Origin of the sequence: Flavobacterium sp. Root935 (assembly GCF_001429295.1) — a bacterium.
In the GTDB taxonomy this organism is placed as follows: domain Bacteria; phylum Bacteroidota; class Bacteroidia; order Flavobacteriales; family Flavobacteriaceae; genus Flavobacterium.
Window position 1 is genome coordinate 26,656 of sequence record NZ_LMJL01000001.1, and the last position, 17,073, is coordinate 43,728.

The 17,073-nt window shown below is 32.2% G+C and carries 18 protein-coding genes; 8 read left to right on the top strand and 10 right to left on the bottom strand.

Going from position 1 to position 17,073, the window contains the following annotated elements; genetic code table 11:
* Positions 1–73: 73 nt before the first annotated feature.
* Positions 74–949, bottom strand: a complete 876-nt coding sequence (locus tag ASE40_RS00145; protein WP_057114799.1) for a M48 family metalloprotease — start codon at positions 947–949, stop codon at positions 74–76.
* A 298-nt stretch (positions 950–1,247) separates the two neighbouring features.
* Here ASE40_RS00145 and lipA point away from each other — a divergent pair, with 298 nt between their 5' ends.
* The 3 genes from lipA to ASE40_RS00160 all read left to right on the top strand — a co-directional run bounded on the left by lipA (position 1,248) and on the right by ASE40_RS00160 (position 5,384).
* Complete coding sequence (gene lipA / locus ASE40_RS00150) at positions 1,248–2,114, top strand: lipoyl synthase (protein ID WP_057114800.1); 867 nt, start codon at positions 1,248–1,250, stop codon at positions 2,112–2,114.
* 73 nt (positions 2,115–2,187) lie between these two features.
* Entirely contained in the window at positions 2,188–3,186 is a 999-nt protein-coding gene (gene gap / locus ASE40_RS00155) for a type I glyceraldehyde-3-phosphate dehydrogenase (protein ID WP_057114977.1), read from the top strand.
* Between the two features lie 26 nt (positions 3,187–3,212).
* Positions 3,213–5,384, top strand: a complete 2,172-nt coding sequence (locus ASE40_RS00160) for an ATP-binding protein (protein WP_057114801.1) — start codon at positions 3,213–3,215, stop codon at positions 5,382–5,384.
* Between the two features lie 16 nt (positions 5,385–5,400).
* On the opposite strand, the gene lpxK is transcribed toward ASE40_RS00160, so the two are convergent.
* From lpxK to ASE40_RS00175, 3 genes are read right to left on the bottom strand one after another with little or no spacing between them, the layout of a single operon-like run.
* Positions 5,401–6,423, bottom strand: a complete 1,023-nt coding sequence (gene lpxK, locus ASE40_RS00165; protein ID WP_057114802.1) for a tetraacyldisaccharide 4'-kinase — start codon at positions 6,421–6,423, stop codon at positions 5,401–5,403.
* A gap of 4 nt (positions 6,424–6,427) precedes the next feature.
* Positions 6,428–6,709 (bottom strand): Txe/YoeB family addiction module toxin, encoded by a 282-nt coding sequence (locus tag ASE40_RS00170; protein WP_057114803.1) that lies wholly within the window; start codon positions 6,707–6,709, stop codon positions 6,428–6,430.
* Positions 6,685–6,936: a DUF2683 family protein gene (locus ASE40_RS00175; RefSeq protein WP_057114804.1), complete on the bottom strand. Its 252-nt coding sequence runs from the start codon at positions 6,934–6,936 to the stop codon at positions 6,685–6,687. The genes ASE40_RS00170 and ASE40_RS00175 overlap by 25 nt, the downstream gene beginning before the upstream one ends.
* Before the next feature lie 104 nt (positions 6,937–7,040).
* Here ASE40_RS00175 and ASE40_RS00180 point away from each other — a divergent pair, with 104 nt between their 5' ends.
* From ASE40_RS00180 to rluF, 5 genes are all read left to right on the top strand, one after another.
* On the top strand, positions 7,041–8,135 hold the full coding sequence (locus ASE40_RS00180) for a Nif3-like dinuclear metal center hexameric protein (RefSeq protein ID WP_057114805.1): 1,095 nt from the start codon (positions 7,041–7,043) through the stop codon (positions 8,133–8,135).
* Positions 8,136–8,138: 3 nt separating this feature from the next.
* On the top strand, positions 8,139–8,918 hold the full coding sequence (locus ASE40_RS00185) for a zinc ribbon domain-containing protein (RefSeq protein WP_057114806.1): 780 nt from the start codon (positions 8,139–8,141) through the stop codon (positions 8,916–8,918).
* A 184-nt stretch (positions 8,919–9,102) separates the two neighbouring features.
* Complete coding sequence (locus tag ASE40_RS00190; RefSeq protein WP_057114807.1) at positions 9,103–9,966, top strand: alpha/beta fold hydrolase; 864 nt, start codon at positions 9,103–9,105, stop codon at positions 9,964–9,966.
* A 118-nt stretch (positions 9,967–10,084) separates the two neighbouring features.
* Positions 10,085–10,429, top strand: coding sequence for an antibiotic biosynthesis monooxygenase family protein (locus ASE40_RS00195; RefSeq protein ID WP_057114808.1), 345 nt, complete (start codon positions 10,085–10,087; stop codon positions 10,427–10,429).
* A 138-nt stretch (positions 10,430–10,567) separates the two neighbouring features.
* Entirely contained in the window at positions 10,568–11,416 is an 849-nt protein-coding gene (gene rluF / locus ASE40_RS00200) for a 23S rRNA pseudouridine(2604) synthase RluF (protein WP_057114809.1), read from the top strand.
* 42 nt (positions 11,417–11,458) lie between these two features.
* On the opposite strand, the gene ASE40_RS00205 is transcribed toward rluF, so the two are convergent.
* From ASE40_RS00205 to ASE40_RS00230, 6 genes are all read right to left on the bottom strand, one after another.
* Positions 11,459–12,130 carry a hypothetical protein gene (locus tag ASE40_RS00205; RefSeq protein ID WP_128414915.1) on the bottom strand — a complete coding sequence of 224 codons (672 nt, stop codon included), beginning with the start codon at positions 12,128–12,130 and terminating at the stop codon, positions 11,459–11,461.
* A 27-nt stretch (positions 12,131–12,157) separates the two neighbouring features.
* Positions 12,158–13,549, bottom strand: a complete 1,392-nt coding sequence (locus ASE40_RS00210) for a DUF4173 domain-containing protein (protein WP_057114811.1) — start codon at positions 13,547–13,549, stop codon at positions 12,158–12,160.
* A gap of 59 nt (positions 13,550–13,608) precedes the next feature.
* On the bottom strand, positions 13,609–13,899 hold the full coding sequence (locus tag ASE40_RS00215) for a winged helix-turn-helix domain-containing protein (RefSeq protein ID WP_057114812.1): 291 nt from the start codon (positions 13,897–13,899) through the stop codon (positions 13,609–13,611).
* A 4-nt stretch (positions 13,900–13,903) separates the two neighbouring features.
* Entirely contained in the window at positions 13,904–14,518 is a 615-nt protein-coding gene (locus tag ASE40_RS00220) for a hypothetical protein (protein WP_057114813.1), read from the bottom strand.
* 301 nt (positions 14,519–14,819) lie between these two features.
* Complete coding sequence (locus tag ASE40_RS00225; RefSeq protein WP_241774302.1) at positions 14,820–15,788, bottom strand: magnesium transporter CorA family protein; 969 nt, start codon at positions 15,786–15,788, stop codon at positions 14,820–14,822.
* Positions 15,789–16,073: 285 nt separating this feature from the next.
* Complete coding sequence (locus ASE40_RS00230; protein WP_057114815.1) at positions 16,074–16,961, bottom strand: bifunctional 5,10-methylenetetrahydrofolate dehydrogenase/5,10-methenyltetrahydrofolate cyclohydrolase; 888 nt, start codon at positions 16,959–16,961, stop codon at positions 16,074–16,076.
* Positions 16,962–17,073: the final 112 nt, after the last annotated feature.

A 17,073-nucleotide genomic window follows, 5' to 3' on the forward strand; every position in this document is an offset into this window, starting at 1 on the left:
TATTCTTAACGCTATAAACAAAAACCGGCAAATTCTGTAGAATCTGCCGGTTTGTAAATTAATTATATTAAAATTACTTCTTTTTTGTTGTTGTCTTCTTTGCAGTTGTTTTTGTTGTTGCTTTTGTAGCTGTTACAGGTGCAGTATTTACAATTTTCTGCTGTACATAAGGTTGATATAAACCATCTTTTACTGCTCTTTTTTTAGCATCATCTGCCCTTTTGCCAGCGTCTGGATGAGAGCTCATCATTTTGGTAATAAAAGATGACTCAGCTCCTTCACTTAAATTTTGTGTAACTCTAAAAGCTGACTCCACAGCATTAACATCATATCCATATTTTTTCATAAAATTATATGAAAACAAATCTGCATTAGCTTCCTGTTTTCTATCATGCTTGCTATCAATCATCGCACTTCCTAACTTTCCTAATTGAGTTTTTGAGAGAGCATCAACTGTTCCTGACTGTGACGAAACAACATCTAGCAGAGCTTCTTTTTTATAAGCAGCTTTTACAGCATCTCTTGAATCATGATTTACAACATGTCCAATTTCATGCCCGATAACAGCTAGTAATTCGTTATCATCCATAATATTCATTAAACCTGCAAATACACGAACACTCCCATCTGCACAAGCAAAAGCATTAATATCTTTTACCAAATAAACTTTATAGTTTAAAGTAACTCCTTCACTAGAAGTGTGTTTTCCAAATAAACGATTTAAACGAATAGCATAACCGTCTGTTGGTCCCGCAACTGGATTATTAGCATCCATTTCAGCAATATATTTTGCTGCTACAGCTGCTGCATCTGCATCGCTAAAGGTAAAGCCCACCTTAGCTTTGTCTAAAATGCTCATTCCTTTTTTATCTGAATTATCCTGTGCACTTATCTTATTTAAACCAAAGACTGTCAATAAAATTCCGAATACAATAAATCCCTTTTTCATATTTTTAAAGCTATTAAATTAATAGCAAAAATAGTACAGCATAAATCCTGAGTTATCCCAAGAAGCCAAATTTGTAATAGATTAAGGTGGAATTTTAAAATTCATAAAGTTTAGCCAAACATCAAAATCTTGAGCAGGATTAAAAATATAAACCTAAAAATCTATTTTAAAAACAGACTTTTTACATTTAAACTTCATATTATGAAATACTAGCAGAAGACACGAAAAGTAAACGAAAACAAAATTAGCATCATCAAATAAACTACATTCCGTATCTTTGTGCTTTGAAAATTGATATATGGAAACAGTCTCTGCAAATATACCTACGGCAAAACCTAAGTGGTTAAAAGTAAAACTGCCAATTGGACAAAAATATACTGAACTTAGAGGTTTGGTCGATAAATATAGCTTAAACACAATTTGTACCTCGGGAAGCTGCCCAAATATGGGCGAATGCTGGGGTGAGGGAACAGCAACTTTCATGATTTTAGGAAATGTTTGTACTCGTTCTTGTGGATTTTGCGGCGTAAAAACTGGTAGACCAGAAACGGTAGACTGGGATGAACCTGAAAAAGTAGCTCGATCTATTAAAATCATGAATATCAAACACGCTGTAATTACAAGTGTGGATAGAGATGATTTAAAAGATGGAGGTTCTATCATTTGGATGGAAACCGTTAGAGCCATTCGAAGAATGAATCCAAACACAACTCTTGAAACTTTAATCCCAGATTTTCAAGGAATTGAAAGAAACATCGATCGTATCGTTGAGGCAAATCCTGAGGTAGTTTCTCATAATATGGAAACAGTAAGACGTTTGACCCGTGAAGTTCGTATCCAGGCAAAATATGATAGAAGTTTAGAAGTGCTTCGTTATTTAAAAGAAAAAGGCATTAACAGAACTAAATCTGGAATTATGCTTGGTCTTGGAGAAACTGAAGAAGAAGTTTTTCAAACGATGACTGACTTACGAAATGCAAATGTTGATGTGGTAACTATTGGACAATATTTACAACCAAGTAAAAAACATCTTCCGGTAAAAGAATTTATTACACCTGAGCAATTTGAACGATATGAAAAATTCGGTCTTGAGTTAGGTTTCAGACATGTAGAAAGCGGACCACTTGTACGTTCTTCTTACAAAGCACAAAAACATATTTTATAAAAAGTTTAATTGTTTAATCGTTTAATTGTAAAACCGATTAAACGATTAATCAATGAAACGAATAAACAAAAAATTGAAAACAAGAATTGCCATTAATGGATTTGGAAGAATCGGCAGAAATTTATTTCGCCTGCTTTTAAATCATCCTGAAATTGAAGTCGTTGCCATAAATGATATTGCAGATAACAAAACCATGTCACATTTAATTAAATATGACAGTATTCATGGTGTTCTGCCTTTTGATGTAAGTCATGATGAAAATAGTATTATTGTAGATGGCAGACATTTTTTCTTTTTTCACGAAAAGAAAATTTCAAATTTAGATTGGAAATCGCATTCAATTGATATTGTAATTGAATCAACAGGAAAATATAAAACGCACGAAGAATTAAATGCGCATTTAGAAGCAGGTGCCAAAAAAGTAATTCTTTCTGCGCCATCTGAAGTAGACACTATAAAAACTGTAGTTCTTGGTGTAAATGAATCTATTTTGGATGGAGACGAAGACATAGTTTCTAATGCAAGCTGTACCACGAATAATGCCGCTCCAATGATTAAAATTATTGAAGAATTATGCGGAATCGAGCAGGCTTACATTACAACTATACATTCTTACACTACAGATCAAAGTCTTCATGACCAGCCCCATAAGGATTTACGACGTGCAAGAGGTGCTAGTCAGTCGATTGTTCCAACAACTACTGGCGCAGCTAAGGCATTAACAAAAATTTTTCCTAAATTGCACAACAAAATGGGAGGATGCGGTATTCGAGTACCAGTTCCCGACGGTTCATTAACAGATATAACCTTCAATGTAAAACGTGCCGTAAGCATTGAAGAAATAAATAAAGCATTTAAAGAAGCCTCAAAAACAAATTTAAAAGGAATATTAGATTACACCGAGGATCCTATTGTCTCGGTCGATGTAATTGGCAACACACATTCTTGTTTATTTGATGCACAGTTGACTTCGGTTATCGATAAAATGGTAAAAGTAGTAGGCTGGTATGATAACGAGATTGGCTATTCATCAAGATTGATAGATTTAATTTTACTAATAAGAAAAAAATAAGGTTCATTGTAAAAGCATTGCCATACATGAAATACTGTCTTTTTATTGTTGTTTGTTTTCTTAATTCGTTTTTGTATTCTCAAGCCAAAAAGAATACGGATAGCGTTACCTATTACAACAAGCTTGCTAACAGTAATCTTAACAATAAAAAGTACAATCAGGCTGTTATTTACACTCAAAAATCTATTAATTATTGTGAAGTAAATGGCAAAAAAGAAAATCTAGCCAATCAGACTTTTAAGCTTGGTAAAATCTTTTACAATAAAGGTAAATTTGAAGATGCTTTAAAGAATTTTCACAAGACTGTTTCTTTATTCGACACCCTAAAACCGAGCTGCCTAAAAGTTTTAGCATTAAATTATATTGGAGCAGCTAATAGCGCAAAAGGCGATTACAAAACCGCAGCTGTTTATTACGCAAAAGCCGAAGATTTATTAAAAAAACTTAATATTGCAGATCATGCGCATGCTTTAGACTATCAAAGAGCACTGGCTTTAAAGACCAACAAAGATTTTGTTACGGCAGCAAATAATTTTAAAAGAATCACAAAACAGCCGGATAATCCTTCAATTATTAAAACCAAGGTAGATTCTTATTATCAGCTTGGTTTGATAGAAACACAGCTGCAAAGGAATGATTCTGCAATAATATATTTTGACAAAGCTTTAGACTACAATGCTAAAATCAATGATTTTCAAAAAAAATCTAAAATTGTTTTAGCAATAAGCCAATACTACAAGCAAAAGAAAAATTATGATTTGGCTTATTCGTATTTAGACGAGCACTATCAGCTGGAAAATTATATCTTAAAATTAAAAAATGCGAAAGTTGATTTAAATGAATTTGAAAAATTTAAAAAAAATCAATCTTTAAATAATACCATAAAAAGAGAGAGCGAAGAAAAAATTCAGATGAAAACCTATCGGTATTCTAAGTTAGTCAGCATTTTGGCAATAGCACTAATTTCGATTTTGTCACTTTTGAGTTTGGCTTTATACAAAAATAATATCATTAGAAATCAGAATAATTTACTGCTTCGCGAAAAAAACAAAGAATTGATTTTAGCTAAAAACAAAGCTGAAAAAGCTTCGAAAGCAAGATCTGAATTTTTGTCGACAGTAAGCCACGAATTAAGAACTCCACTGAACGCTATTAACGGAATTACACATCTATTGCTAGAAGATAATCCCAAGAAAAACCAGTTGAAATATTTAGAATCTTTGAAATTTTCGGGTAATTATTTAACCACTTTTATCAATGAAATTTTAGAGGTAAATAAAATTGATTCGACTAAAGTTGAAATTGAAAATATCAGTTTCAATCTAAAAGAGCTTCTTTTTAACATTCAAAGTTCATTAAAAGAGTTAGCTACTGCCAACAAAAATTATTTCAATTTAGAGATAGACAAATCGATTCCTGATAATTTAATGGGAGATCCTACCAAATTATCTCAAATCATATTGAACTTAATCAATAATGCTTTAAAATTTACCCAAAATGGGCACGTAAATGTTATTGCAAAATTATATTCTCAAGAAGAAGAAAATGCAACTGTTTACTTTGAAATTGTTGACACTGGAATTGGAATTCCTGAAGACAAACTTCAAAGTGTTTTCGAAAGTTTCTCTCAAGGATCTATCGAGGTTAACAGGAAATATGGAGGAACTGGTCTTGGTCTTACAATCGTAAAAAAACTGATTGAATTACTCGGAGGAGAAATAAAATTAAAAAGCGAAGTGGGTAAAGGTTCTACTTTTACTTTCAAATTAAATTTTAAAATTAACAACGAACCATTGGAAGTAATTGAAGAAGCGAAACCTTATAGCGATAAACAATTGAAACACAAATCTATTTTACTGATTGAAGACAACAAAATCAATCAGATGATAACCAGAAAAATGCTTGAAAACAAAAACATTAGCTGCGAAATTGTAGATAATGGCGAAGAGGCTGTTGAACTTCTAAAAATCAAACGTTTTGATATGGTTTTAATGGATGTACATCTTCCTGGAATTAATGGTACAACGGCAACCAAATTGATTCGTGAATTTGACAAAACAACTCCAATTATTGCATTGACGGCAATTTCGCTTGACGAAAATCGTGATATGCTTCTTTCTTTTGGGATGAATGACGTAATTACTAAACCTTTTGTTCCAGACGAATTTTATACCACTATTGCTAAGTTTTTTGATTAGCTAAAATAGTGAGGTGTTAAGATTCTAAGTTTTCTTTCACATAGTCTAAAATGGCAGCATCAAAATTTTGCTGGTGATTTATGAAAGTACTTTTTATGGGCAGATAATACAATTGAGAAACTATTTTAGAATCTTTTAAACGAACGTAATCTTTCTCGGTTGTAATTATTTTTCTTCCATTTGCTTTAGACTGAATCGACTCTAAATCGGCATCAGCAAAATGATGATGGTCTGGAAAAGTTAGGCATTCATCATTTTCATTCTTTAAAAAGTCAAAAAATGGTTTTGGTTTTGCAATTCCGGCCAAAAGCAATTTAGATTCAGCTTTGACTTCACTAACTGCAATTCTTTCATTTTTACTATAAATCTCTTCATCATAATCTATAAAAGTAAAAAAGACTTGCTGTGAAGAGCTTAATTTTAGTTTTAACCTAATCGCATTTTGTTCTTCTTCAGATAAATTTTTAGGGCATTTTGTAACCACAACAATGCTGGCTCTTTCTGATCCGCTCCTGCTTTCTCGAAGATTTCCTGTTGGCAGCATAAAATCATCTGCATATAAATCTCCATAAGCAGTTAGCAGAATATAAAAACCTGCTTTTACTTTTCGGTGTTGATAAGCATCGTCAAGCAAAATAATTTCTGGTTTTTCCTTTTGTGAGAGTAATTGCTGAATTCCGTTTGTACGATTGGCATCGACCGCAACCAGAACATTTGGAAATTTTTGATAAAACTGAAAAGGTTCATCACCCAAAATTTCAGCATTTGAATTTTCATCTGCTAAAACAAAACCTTCCGACTTTCTTTTATAACCACGGCTTAATGTCGCAACTTTATATTTATCTGATAACAAACGAATCAGGTATTCAATTTGCGGCGTTTTACCAGTTCCACCCACGCTCAAATTTCCAACTGCAATTACAGGAAGATCAAAGAATGTTGATTTTAAAATCCCTTTATCAAAAAGAAAATTACGGATTGAAGTAATGAATCCGTATAAAATGGCGAAGGGGAAAAGTATTTTTCGAAGTAAGTTCATAATGCTATTTATCGGAATAATGCCCCATTGCAGAAATTACAAATACAGTTACAACTTCGTCATCTACACGATAAATTAATCGATCTTTTTGATTAATACGTCTTGACCAAAATCCTGAGTATTCATATTTTAATTGTTCTGGATTGCCAAAACCCTCATATGGATTTTCTGTAAGATCAACTAAAATTCTAGCAATGTTTTTAATAGAAATTTTATTCCCTGATTTTTTATGTTTTTCAATATCTTGATTTGCTACTTTAGTTACTTCAACCCTAAACTTCCCCATACATCATCTGGATTTAGCGTTTTTGTTTCGCCATTTTTTATGTTTTCTTCTGCCTTCTTCACTTTCTCAACAAATTCAGGGCTATAAATACTTTCCTCCTCTTTAACTTGTTCATAATTATCTGTTTCAACAACTTCAATGCCCTCAACGCCTTTAAAAAAAGCTTCGAACATTGCCATAAATGCTTTTCCTGTCTTTGTATGTTCGTTAATTTTTATTGTTGTCATGACTTACAAATTTTATATTACAAATGTAGTAATTTTGTACAAGTATAAATTTATTGCCTCATACTATAATTGTTTATAGTTAAATCAAAATTTGAAATCACAAAATGAAAATATCAAACATAATATCAGTTCTAGAAGAAATGGCGCCTCTCGCCTATGCAGAAGATTTTGACAACGTTGGACTTTTAGTCGGAAATTCAGAAACTGAATGCACGGGGGTTTTAGTGTGTCACGACGCTTTAGAAAATGTCATTGAAGAAGCTGTTACTAAAAATTGTAATCTTGTAGTTTGTTTTCATCCGATTTTATTTTCTGGAATTAAAAAAATTACTGGGAAAAATTATGTTGAGCGCGCAATCTTAAAAGCTATAAAAAATGATATTGCCATTTATGCAGTTCACACGGCACTAGACAATCATTCTCAGGGTGTAAATAAAATTTTCTGCGACGCATTAGGATTAGCAAACACAAAAATATTAGTCCCAAAAAACAATTTCATTCAAAAATTAGTCACTTTTACTGTTCCGGATAATGCTGACAAAGTTCGAAATGCATTATTTGAAGCTGGAGCGGGCAATATTGGAAATTATGATAATTGCAGTTTTAATACTCAAGGTTTTTTTACTTTTAAAGGAAATGAGGAAAGCAATCCTGTAATTGGAGAAAAAGGAAAACTGCATACGGGAGAAGAAATTAAAATCGAAGTCGTTTTTGAAAAACATCTTCAATCTAGAATTTTAAAAGCACTTTTTGCCAATCATATTTATGAAGAAGTCGCTTATGAAATTTATAATCTGCAAAATTCACATCAAAATATAGGTTTAGGAATGGTTGGTGAATTTGAAAACGAAATGGACGAAAAAGATTTTCTTCTTTTAGTGAAAGAAAAAATGATTGCCGAAGGAATTCGCCATTCTCAGTTTTTAGGAAAAAAAATAAAAAAAGTTGCCGTGCTTGGAGGTTCTGGAAGTTTTGCCATAAAAAATGCGATTCAAGCTGGAGCAGATGCTTTTTTGACCGCCGATTTAAAATACCATCAATTTTATGAGGCCGAAAACAAGTTACTTTTAGCCGATATTGGTCATTTTGAGAGTGAACGGTATACAAAAAATTATATTGTTGATTATCTTCGAAAAAAAATTCTTAATTTTGCGATCATTTTATCGGAAGAAAATACAAATCCAGTTAAGTACTTATAGAATATGACGAATACGAAAGAATTAAGTGTTGAGGACAAGTTAAGAGCAATATATGATTTACAGCTTATTGACTCTAGAATTGACGAAATCAGAAACGTTAGAGGAGAACTTCCTTTAGAGGTTGAAGATTTGGAAGATGAAGTTGCGGGCTTAAGCACACGTTCAGAGAAACTGAAAGGTGAACTTGAAGTAATTGAAGAGCAAATCAAAGCAAAGAAAATTGCTATTGAAGAGCATAAAGAGGTTATCAAAAAATACACTAAACAACAAGAAACTGTTCGTAACAACAGAGAGTTTAATTCTTTGACAAAAGAGGTTGAATTTCAAGAATTAGAAATTCAATTGGCTGAAAAGCAAATAAAAGAAATGAAAGCTTCTATTGAGCACAAAAAAGAGGTTATTTCTAATTTAAAAGAAAAACTTGATGCTAAAAGCTCTCATTTAAAACATAAAAAATCTGAATTGGATGCAATTATGGCTGAGACTCAAAAAGAAGAAATTTTCTTGACTGAGAAATCTGCTGAATTTGCTGGACAAATTGAAGATAGATTATTAGCTGCTTACAACAGAATCAGAAGCAGTGTTCGTAATGGTTTAGCTGTAGTTTCTATCGAAAGAGGAGCTTCTGCCGGATCTTTCTTTACAATTCCGCCTCAAACACAGGTAGAAATTGCTTCAAGAAAGAAAATCATTACAGATGAGCACTCTGGAAGAATTTTAGTTGACAGCGCTTTAGCTGAAGAAGAAAAAGAAAAAATGGAACAATTGTTCTCAAAATTCTAAATAAACCGTCCCGATTCAATCGGGACTTTTTTTATATTTATTTGCCACAGATTAAAATGATTTACACAGATTTAAAATATCTCGATATTTTGAGATTAAATCTTTAAAATCATTTTAATCTGTGGCAAAACTTTTTTTAGCAGGCGTAAAGTCATATTTTTTACCTTTACTAAAAATTTAAGTTTTGAAAATTAAAAAAGGAATTCGTTTTATTACATTAAAATCTGTTGGATCATACATTAACTTTTTGAGTTATGTGCGTCCGCAAAGAGCCACCGAACTTTCTTATGCACTTTTTAGCCAGCCGAGAGTTGGCAGACTACAAAAAGAAACACTTCCGAAAATTCTACGAAATACCGAAACAGAAATTTTTCATCATAACGAACATCATTTTCAAACCTATATCTGGAAAGGAAATGAAACCAAAATTTTATTAGTTCACGGCTGGGAAAGTAATGCTTCGCGCTGGAAAAAAACTTTACCGCATCTCCAAAAATCTGGAAGCACTATTATTGCAATTGATGCACCAGCACACGGACAAAGCAGTGGAAAAGAATTTAATGTGCCGCTTTATGCGGAGTTTATTAATAAAGCGGTTGAAAAATACCAGCCCACAATTATTATCGGGCATTCTATCGGCGGCGCAGCTTGCATATATCATCAGTATTTATTTCCGAATACGAGTATTAATAAAATGGTAATTCTTGGTGCCCCGTCAGATTTAAAAACTTTGATTGATAATTATATTTCAATGCTGAGTCTGAACACTAGAATGTTATCACTCTTAGAAGGCAAATTCATAAATCGTTTTAACTTTAAACTAGAAGAATTTTCAGGACAAAAATTTGCATCCCAATTTACTATTTCAGGTTTCATTGCTCATGATACTTCGGATAAAATTGTTGCTTTTGAAGAAGGAAAAAAAATCGCCAGTAATTGGAAAAACAGTCAGTTCATCGAAACAAGCGGTTTAGGCCACGGAATGCATGATGATGAATTATATGAGAAAGTGATTGAGTTTTTGTTTTCTTCTGAAGGGTCAAAGTAACAAAGACACAAAGTAGCAAAGGTTTTCTTCACATTTCACATTTCACATATAACGCATAACCAATAACTTATAACTTATAACTTATAACTTATAACTTATAACTTATAACTCCAAACAAATGATCGCCGTAATTTTTGAAGTCATTCCCAACGAAGGAAAAAAAGAAGAATATCTAGATATTGCTGCGAGTCTGCGTCCTGAATTGAATACTATTGATGGCTTTATTTCTATAGAAAGATTCCAAAGCTTGAATGACCCTGGAAAAATTTTGTCTTTATCCTTTTGGAGAGATGAAGAAAGTATTCAGCAATGGCGAAATCTCGAAATGCATCGTCACGCGCAATCAAAAGGAAGAAATGGAATTTTCAAAGATTATCATTTACGAATTGCCACTGTAGTTAGGGATTATGGAATGTTTGAAAGAAAAGAAACTCCTGACGATAGTTCCATTTTTCATGACTGAGAAAAGGTGCAAAGGTTCATAGAAACAAAGTTTTTTTAGATTCTGAGTTGCTAGGATTCTAAGTTTTGCTTAATAAAATCTAAAATTCTAAGAAGTCTAACAATCTAAGAAGTCCTAAATTTTAGCTACTTTTGCAGTATGGAAGAAAATCTAAAACGTCTTAATAAATTTATTGGTGAAACGGGTTATTGTTCTCGTCGTGAAGCCGATAAATTAATCGAAGAAGGACGCGTAACAATAAATGGCGCTGTGCCAGAAATGGGGACTAAAGTTTCTCCACAAGATGAAGTGCGTATTGACGGAAAACTAATTGTTGAAAAACATGAAAAATTGGTTTATCTGGCATTTAACAAACCAGTCGGAATTGAGTGCACAACCAATCTTGAGGTTAAAAATAATATCGTAGACTATATTAATTATCCGAAACGTATTTTTCCAATCGGAAGATTGGATAAAGCAAGTGAAGGGTTAATTTTCATGACAAATGATGGTGACATCGTCAACAAAATTCTACGCGCCAGAAACAATCACGAAAAAGAATATACCGTTACTGTTGACAGACCTATTACAGATCGTTTTATTCAGCGTATGGGAAATGGTGTTCCGATTCTGGACACTGTTACCAAAAAGTGTAAAGTAGAACAAATCAGTAAATATACCTTTAAAATCATTTTAACGCAGGGATTAAACCGCCAAATTAGAAGAATGGCAGAATATCTCGGTTACGAAGTAACGGCGCTTAAACGTATCCGAATTATCAATATTTCTTTAGATGTTCCTGTCGGACGTTATCGCGATTTAACTGATGATGAGATAAAAGAATTAAATCAGTTAATTGAACCATCGAGTAAAACTGAAGAAGCAAGTTTTCCTAAAGTGGAAAACCTGAATAAAAATTTAAATCAAAGTTCAAATCAAAATTCAAGTCGAAGAACAACGTTTATTTCTAAGCATGATCCTCGATTTAAAAAAAGAGGAGATAATTAAATATCAAAAGTCCCATTCTTTGCTAGAATGGGACTTTTGGGCTTATTGGCTTATAATTTTATCAATCTTATCATGAAGATTTTTCTTTATCCAAATATTCATTTCTGCTTTATTCTTAGAATCACTAGCGTGCATAGGAGATTCTTCATTAATTAAAACCTTATCATGATCTAGATCAATCAAAGAATGATAAAGTCCTCCTCTTTGCATTATTAGATAATGATTTTTTATAAAAATCTTAACTCCATCTACATTTTTTGGACCTTCATCATAATTGAAACACACAAAATTAAAATTAGCATTTTCACCTCTTTTATTTCTAGCATTTTCCACTACCTGCTTGTCAATTTTTTCTAAATTTTTCCATTTTCCTCTTTGCCATTTTAGAATACACCATTCCGTATCATCGAAACCCGCCATAGAAAAATATAAAACATATGTTTCATTTTTATAATTTACATCTTGCTGATACAAATAATCTTTAAAATATGACTTTAAAAGATTCACTTTAATATCTAAATATAAATTTTGCCCAGCTTCGTTTAATTTGTTTTCTCCATTCTTTTTATATTTTTTACTAAGTTTTAAATTGTGGTCTAAAAGCCCTTTTTCTTGACTTTTTTTAATTTCAGCTTTTTCAAAAAGAGAAAAGTAATAATCAACACTTCGATATCTTAAATTCTGAGAATTTGTAACAAATGAAACAATAAACAATATTGAAAAAATAGAAACCCTCCTCATTTACTTATTCTTTTCATTCAAAAACTCATAATACAAAGCTTTAGATAAAAAGTTTGCATTTTGATAATTTGAAATCAATTCTTCTCTTACCGCTTCTGCATATTTTCCATCTAAATTATTTTTTCTAAGATATTCGCGTCGCGCATCGTCATTAAAATTTAATCCGCTTAAAAAAACGGGCTCTACTCCTTTGTTTACAGAAATATTATAGTTTGTAATGAGACTTCCCCAATTTACATAACTGCATAACAGAATTGTTCCATAGAAATACCAAATCATTTGATTGAAAAGGTAAGCATTCGTTTTCTGATTGCGAATTTTTTGAAGTGAAACAACTAATCCAATAATTGCCAAAATTAGAAAAGCATAAACTCCCAGTCTCTTATAAGTTAGGCCATAGAAAGAAACGTATTCTGAGTTTTTGATAATGGCACTTATAATTAAAATCACATTTAGGATAATCCAAAATTTTGCTAATTTTTTCAGAGAAGAGGCTTTCTCATCAAAGTTAAAACCACCCTTAAAGTAAAACAAAATTACGCCAACAGCCATAAGAATTGAAAAGATCACTGCATTTACACGCTCATGTATATCTGAACTTAAATTTGTCTTTTCCACCACTTCAAAAAATTGCTCATAATTGTAAGTTCCAATAAAAACCAAAAGCATGATATTCAATAAAACCAATGTGATTTCACCGCTTTTTCTCTCAAAATCAAGATCTAGAAATGAAAATGTACTTTGATTTTTTACTTCAGAAATATTGGTAAAATCATTATTTAATTTTGGATTGTACTCGTAACAAACATCGGGCACCCAATAATTCCAAAAACTGAACGAGATATAAAATCCCAAAATGCACATTGCAATTAATTGTGGTAAATTAATATCCAATTCATAATCTGTAAATAATGAAGAGAAATGATCACTTCCGAAAGAATAAACAATAAAAAACAATCCTAAGAAGATCACTGGAATAAGAACAAAGGCAACTAGTTTTTTAGCAAAATCATTATGGATTTTTCTTTCTGGAAGCCATTGCTTAAAGATAAAAATTCGGCCAATAGAAGTAAATCCGTTTAAGACTATTAGAGGGAAAACCTGAATCATTTTAAGTTCTCCATCTTGGGTTTTGAATTGTAAAAAGAGGATTGATAATGCTAAAGCAAAAAAAGATGCCGCGTCGCCATACCATGCAAAAGCGAAACAAGATAAAATTGAAGTCATTACGAGAACAAGATGTGATCGGTCTACAAACTTTTCCTGAAAGAAATAACTAATCAAAAGCGTTAGCAAAACGCCAAATATAGAAATATTGATTCCAACAGATTCGTTGTAAAAAAGCAGTATAAAAACTGCTGTACAAGCTAAGATAATTTGATGTTTTTTCATGATTGATAAATTTAAAAGTACTTTGCAATTCAAAGTGTTTAGATAAAAAAATAGAGTTATTATGATTTCATTAATTTTTCAAGGTAAGATAAATGCTCTTTAAAGGCAGCGCGCCCTAAATCTGTCACTTGATAGGATGTTTTGGGCTTTTTGCCAACAAATTCTTTTTTTACTTCTATATAACCCGCTTTTTCAAGAGCAGAGGAATGACTCGCTAAATTACCATCAGTGATATTTAAAAGTGTCTTCATCTCGGTAAAATCTACCCAGTCGTTAACCATCAGAACGGACATAATACCCAGTCTGACACGGCTTTCAAAATCTTTATTTAGTTTATCAATAATTCCCATTGGGTTATTTGTATTTTTTGAACATCACTAATCCGTATACAATATGCAGGATTCCGAATCCTAAAATCCAGAAAATCAAACCATATCCTATATAAAAAAGTGAAATACATCCTAAAATCAGTTCCGAAAAACCAAGATATTTTATATCTGAAAATGTATATTTTTCTGCGTTTATAACGGCTAATCCGTAAAATATTAATGTCGATGGTGCCACTAAACCAAAATAACCATGGTACATCATTGCCAAGCAAAACACTCCACCAGCTAAAAGTGGAACAGCTAGATTGAACAACATCTTTTTTGTTGCTGAAGTCCAAATCGGCAGATTGTATTTTCTACTTTTTCTAATAGTAAAAAATATCCCGAACAAGAATGCAAATACTAAAATTGTAATTCCGATCCAGAACAACTCTGAAACAAGATTAGCTGAATATAATCTATGTTCATCATTTAGATAATCCATTCCATTTGCTTTGAACAACTGGTAAACATAGATTCCGCCAATTAAAGCCGAAAGACCAGCGAAAACTCCTGAAAGTCCGCTTAACGATATAAATCTTGAAGAGCGCTCCATCATGGAACGAATATGTGCTAAATCTTCTTGGTGCTTTTGATTCATAATTAAAGTACTTTGCGATACAAAGTTATTATTTATTTTGAATTGACAAATGAAAAAATGATTTTTTTTATTTCAACAAGACTTAACAGGGTTTAAAACTTGTTAGGTCTATTATTCGCAAAGCTGCGTGAGGGATAGGAGCAAGCTACCAAAGTAGTGCGGATAGCCCGACCGGGTTTGCAGAAAGGCGCACATACGCACAAAGATTGGTGCGCCTTTTTGCAAACGTGGTCACGCCCAAATTATAAAAACGAAAAAGCCCATTCTTAACGAACAGACTTTTACTATTTTGAATTTTAAATTAAAACCATCTTCTTCTTTTGAATAAAAACACTCCGAAAGAAGATAAAATAATAGAAACTAAAAGCAGAATCCAGATTCCGTATTTGCTTTCTTCTAATCCGTTTGGCACGTTCATTCCGTACAAACTGGCGATTAGGGTTGGAATCATTAATATGATCGAAATGGAGGTCATCTGCTTCATGATATTGTTCATGTTATTTGAAATAACCGAAGCATAAGCGTCCATCATTCCGGTTAGGATGTTGTTGTAAATATTGGCCGTATCCTGCGCCTGATTTAATTCGATTTCGACATCTTCTAGTAATTCAGGATCGTAATTGGCTTTGTGCGCTTTTAAGTTTTTAATTCTTTGAAACAAAACATCATTTGCTTTTAAAGAGGTTATAAAGAATACAAAACATTTTTCGATTTGAAGCAGGGCCTGTAATTCTTCATTTTTAATAGATTTCTCTAAATTATCTTCTGCCAGTTTTATTTTTTGATTGATTTGTTTCAGATATTTTAAGTACCAAACGCTTGATGATAAAAGTAATCTTAGCACCAAATTGAAATTATCTTCGATTTCGATGTTTTTACGTTGCGAATAAGCAACGAAATCTTTTATTATTTCTGTTTTATAAAAGCTGATTGTGACACAAATATCGTCTTTAAAAATTATTCCGAGAGGGACTGTATGAAAAGGTATTTTGATATCACCACTTTTAATGGGGATTCGCATGATTATCAATGTCCAGCCATCTTCGACTTCTATACGAGGTCTTTCGTCGATATCTTCAATATCATTATAAAATGCTTCGGGAATTTGAAGTTCTTCTAGTAAGTAGTTTTTTTCTGTTTCTGTTGGAGATTCGATATGAATCCAGCAATTAGAAGTCCATTTTGGGATTTCGATCAATCCGTTGTTGTTTGTGTAAAAGGCTTTCATTTCAAAATACAGGATTTTATCGCAGCATTTTGAAATTTTCAAAAGCTGCTTAATTTAATACTAACGAATAATAATAATCGTCCATTTGGAGAAGTGTTTTTTAAGTGGTGCAAAAGTATCCTTTATTTTTAAGAACCGAAACTTTAAATTATTAATAATATATTAAAATGGTGCTTTTAAGTGGTTTTTAAACACATAGAATCATAGATATGCTAGTTTTGAAAAGGCATTTCATTTGTATCAATTCACATAACTATGGTGTTAGAAAGCTTATCACAAAAAAAAGCCTGTTCAATTGAACAGGCTCTTTATTATTTTGAAACAAGATTACTTATTTTTTGCGCTTCTCATTTTTCTTGCTAATAGTGTATTTTTAAGTAACATAGCAATTGTCATTGGTCCTACTCCACCTGGAACTGGTGTAATGAAAGATGCTTTTTTGCTTACTCCGTCAAAATCTACGTCACCCTTGATAACGTATCCTTTTGCGTTTGATGCATCTTCCACACGAGTAATTCCCACATCAATAACTGTTACTCCATCTTTTACCATGTCAGCTTTTAAAAATTCTGGAACACCTAAAGCTGTAATAATGATATCGGCGTTTTTAGTGAATTCGGCTAAGTCTTTTGTACGGCTGTGAGTTAACGTAACTGTCGAATCACCTGGATTTCCTTTACGGCTCATTAAAATACTCATTGGTCGTCCTACGATATGGCTTCTTCCAATTACAACGGTATGTTTTCCTGCAGTTTCTACTTTGTAACGCTCTAGCAATTCCATAATTCCAAATGGTGTTGCTGGAATAAAACTTTCCATTTCAAGAGCCATTCTTCCAAAGTTAGTTGGATGAAATCCGTCAACGTCTTTATCTGGATCGATTGCTAATAAGATTTTTTGCTCATCAATATGTTTTGGCAACGGTAGCTGAACGATATATCCGTCTAGATTATCATCTTCGTTTAACTCTTTTATTTTTTCCAGCAGTTCTTCTTCGGTAATGGTTTCTGGCAGACTTACTAAAGTTGAATCAAATCCGATTTCCTGACATGATTTTACTTTACTTCCTACGTAAGTTAAACTTGCGCCATTATTTCCAACTAAAACTGCTGCTAAATGAGGCACTTTTCCTCCAGCTGCTTTTATAGATTGAACTTCGGCTGCAATTTCGTTTTTAATGTCGTTAGATGTTTTTTTACCGTCTAGTAGCTGCATTGTTTTCTAAAAGTTAAATGTTCTAAGTTAAAAGTGAGAAGTTAATCTCTTATATTAATTCAATTATAAAATTTAAGGTCTAAAATTCCAGCGTATAACTTGAAACTTTAAA

Excerpts from the sequence above, each read along its gene's own strand:
- ASE40_RS00145 (WP_057114799.1), bottom strand. The coding sequence starts at position 949 with ATGAAAAAGGGATTTATTGTATTCGGAATTTTATTGACAGTCTTTGGT.
- lipA (WP_057114800.1), top strand. The coding sequence starts at position 1,248 with ATGGAAACAGTCTCTGCAAATATACCTACGGCAAAACCTAAGTGGTTA.
- ASE40_RS00160 (WP_057114801.1), top strand. The coding sequence starts at position 3,213 with ATGAAATACTGTCTTTTTATTGTTGTTTGTTTTCTTAATTCGTTTTTG.
- lpxK (WP_057114802.1), bottom strand. The coding sequence starts at position 6,423 with ATGAACTTACTTCGAAAAATACTTTTCCCCTTCGCCATTTTATACGGA.
- ASE40_RS00170 (WP_057114803.1), bottom strand. The coding sequence starts at position 6,709 with ATGGGGAAGTTTAGGGTTGAAGTAACTAAAGTAGCAAATCAAGATATT.
- ASE40_RS00175 (WP_057114804.1), bottom strand. The coding sequence starts at position 6,936 with ATGACAACAATAAAAATTAACGAACATACAAAGACAGGAAAAGCATTT.
- ASE40_RS00180 (WP_057114805.1), top strand. The coding sequence starts at position 7,041 with ATGAAAATATCAAACATAATATCAGTTCTAGAAGAAATGGCGCCTCTC.
- ASE40_RS00185 (WP_057114806.1), top strand. The coding sequence starts at position 8,139 with ATGACGAATACGAAAGAATTAAGTGTTGAGGACAAGTTAAGAGCAATA.
- ASE40_RS00195 (WP_057114808.1), top strand. The coding sequence starts at position 10,085 with ATGATCGCCGTAATTTTTGAAGTCATTCCCAACGAAGGAAAAAAAGAA.
- rluF (WP_057114809.1), top strand. The coding sequence starts at position 10,568 with ATGGAAGAAAATCTAAAACGTCTTAATAAATTTATTGGTGAAACGGGT.
- ASE40_RS00210 (WP_057114811.1), bottom strand. The coding sequence starts at position 13,549 with ATGAAAAAACATCAAATTATCTTAGCTTGTACAGCAGTTTTTATACTG.
- ASE40_RS00215 (WP_057114812.1), bottom strand. The coding sequence starts at position 13,899 with ATGGGAATTATTGATAAACTAAATAAAGATTTTGAAAGCCGTGTCAGA.
- ASE40_RS00220 (WP_057114813.1), bottom strand. The coding sequence starts at position 14,518 with ATGAATCAAAAGCACCAAGAAGATTTAGCACATATTCGTTCCATGATG.
- ASE40_RS00230 (WP_057114815.1), bottom strand. The coding sequence starts at position 16,961 with ATGCAGCTACTAGACGGTAAAAAAACATCTAACGACATTAAAAACGAA.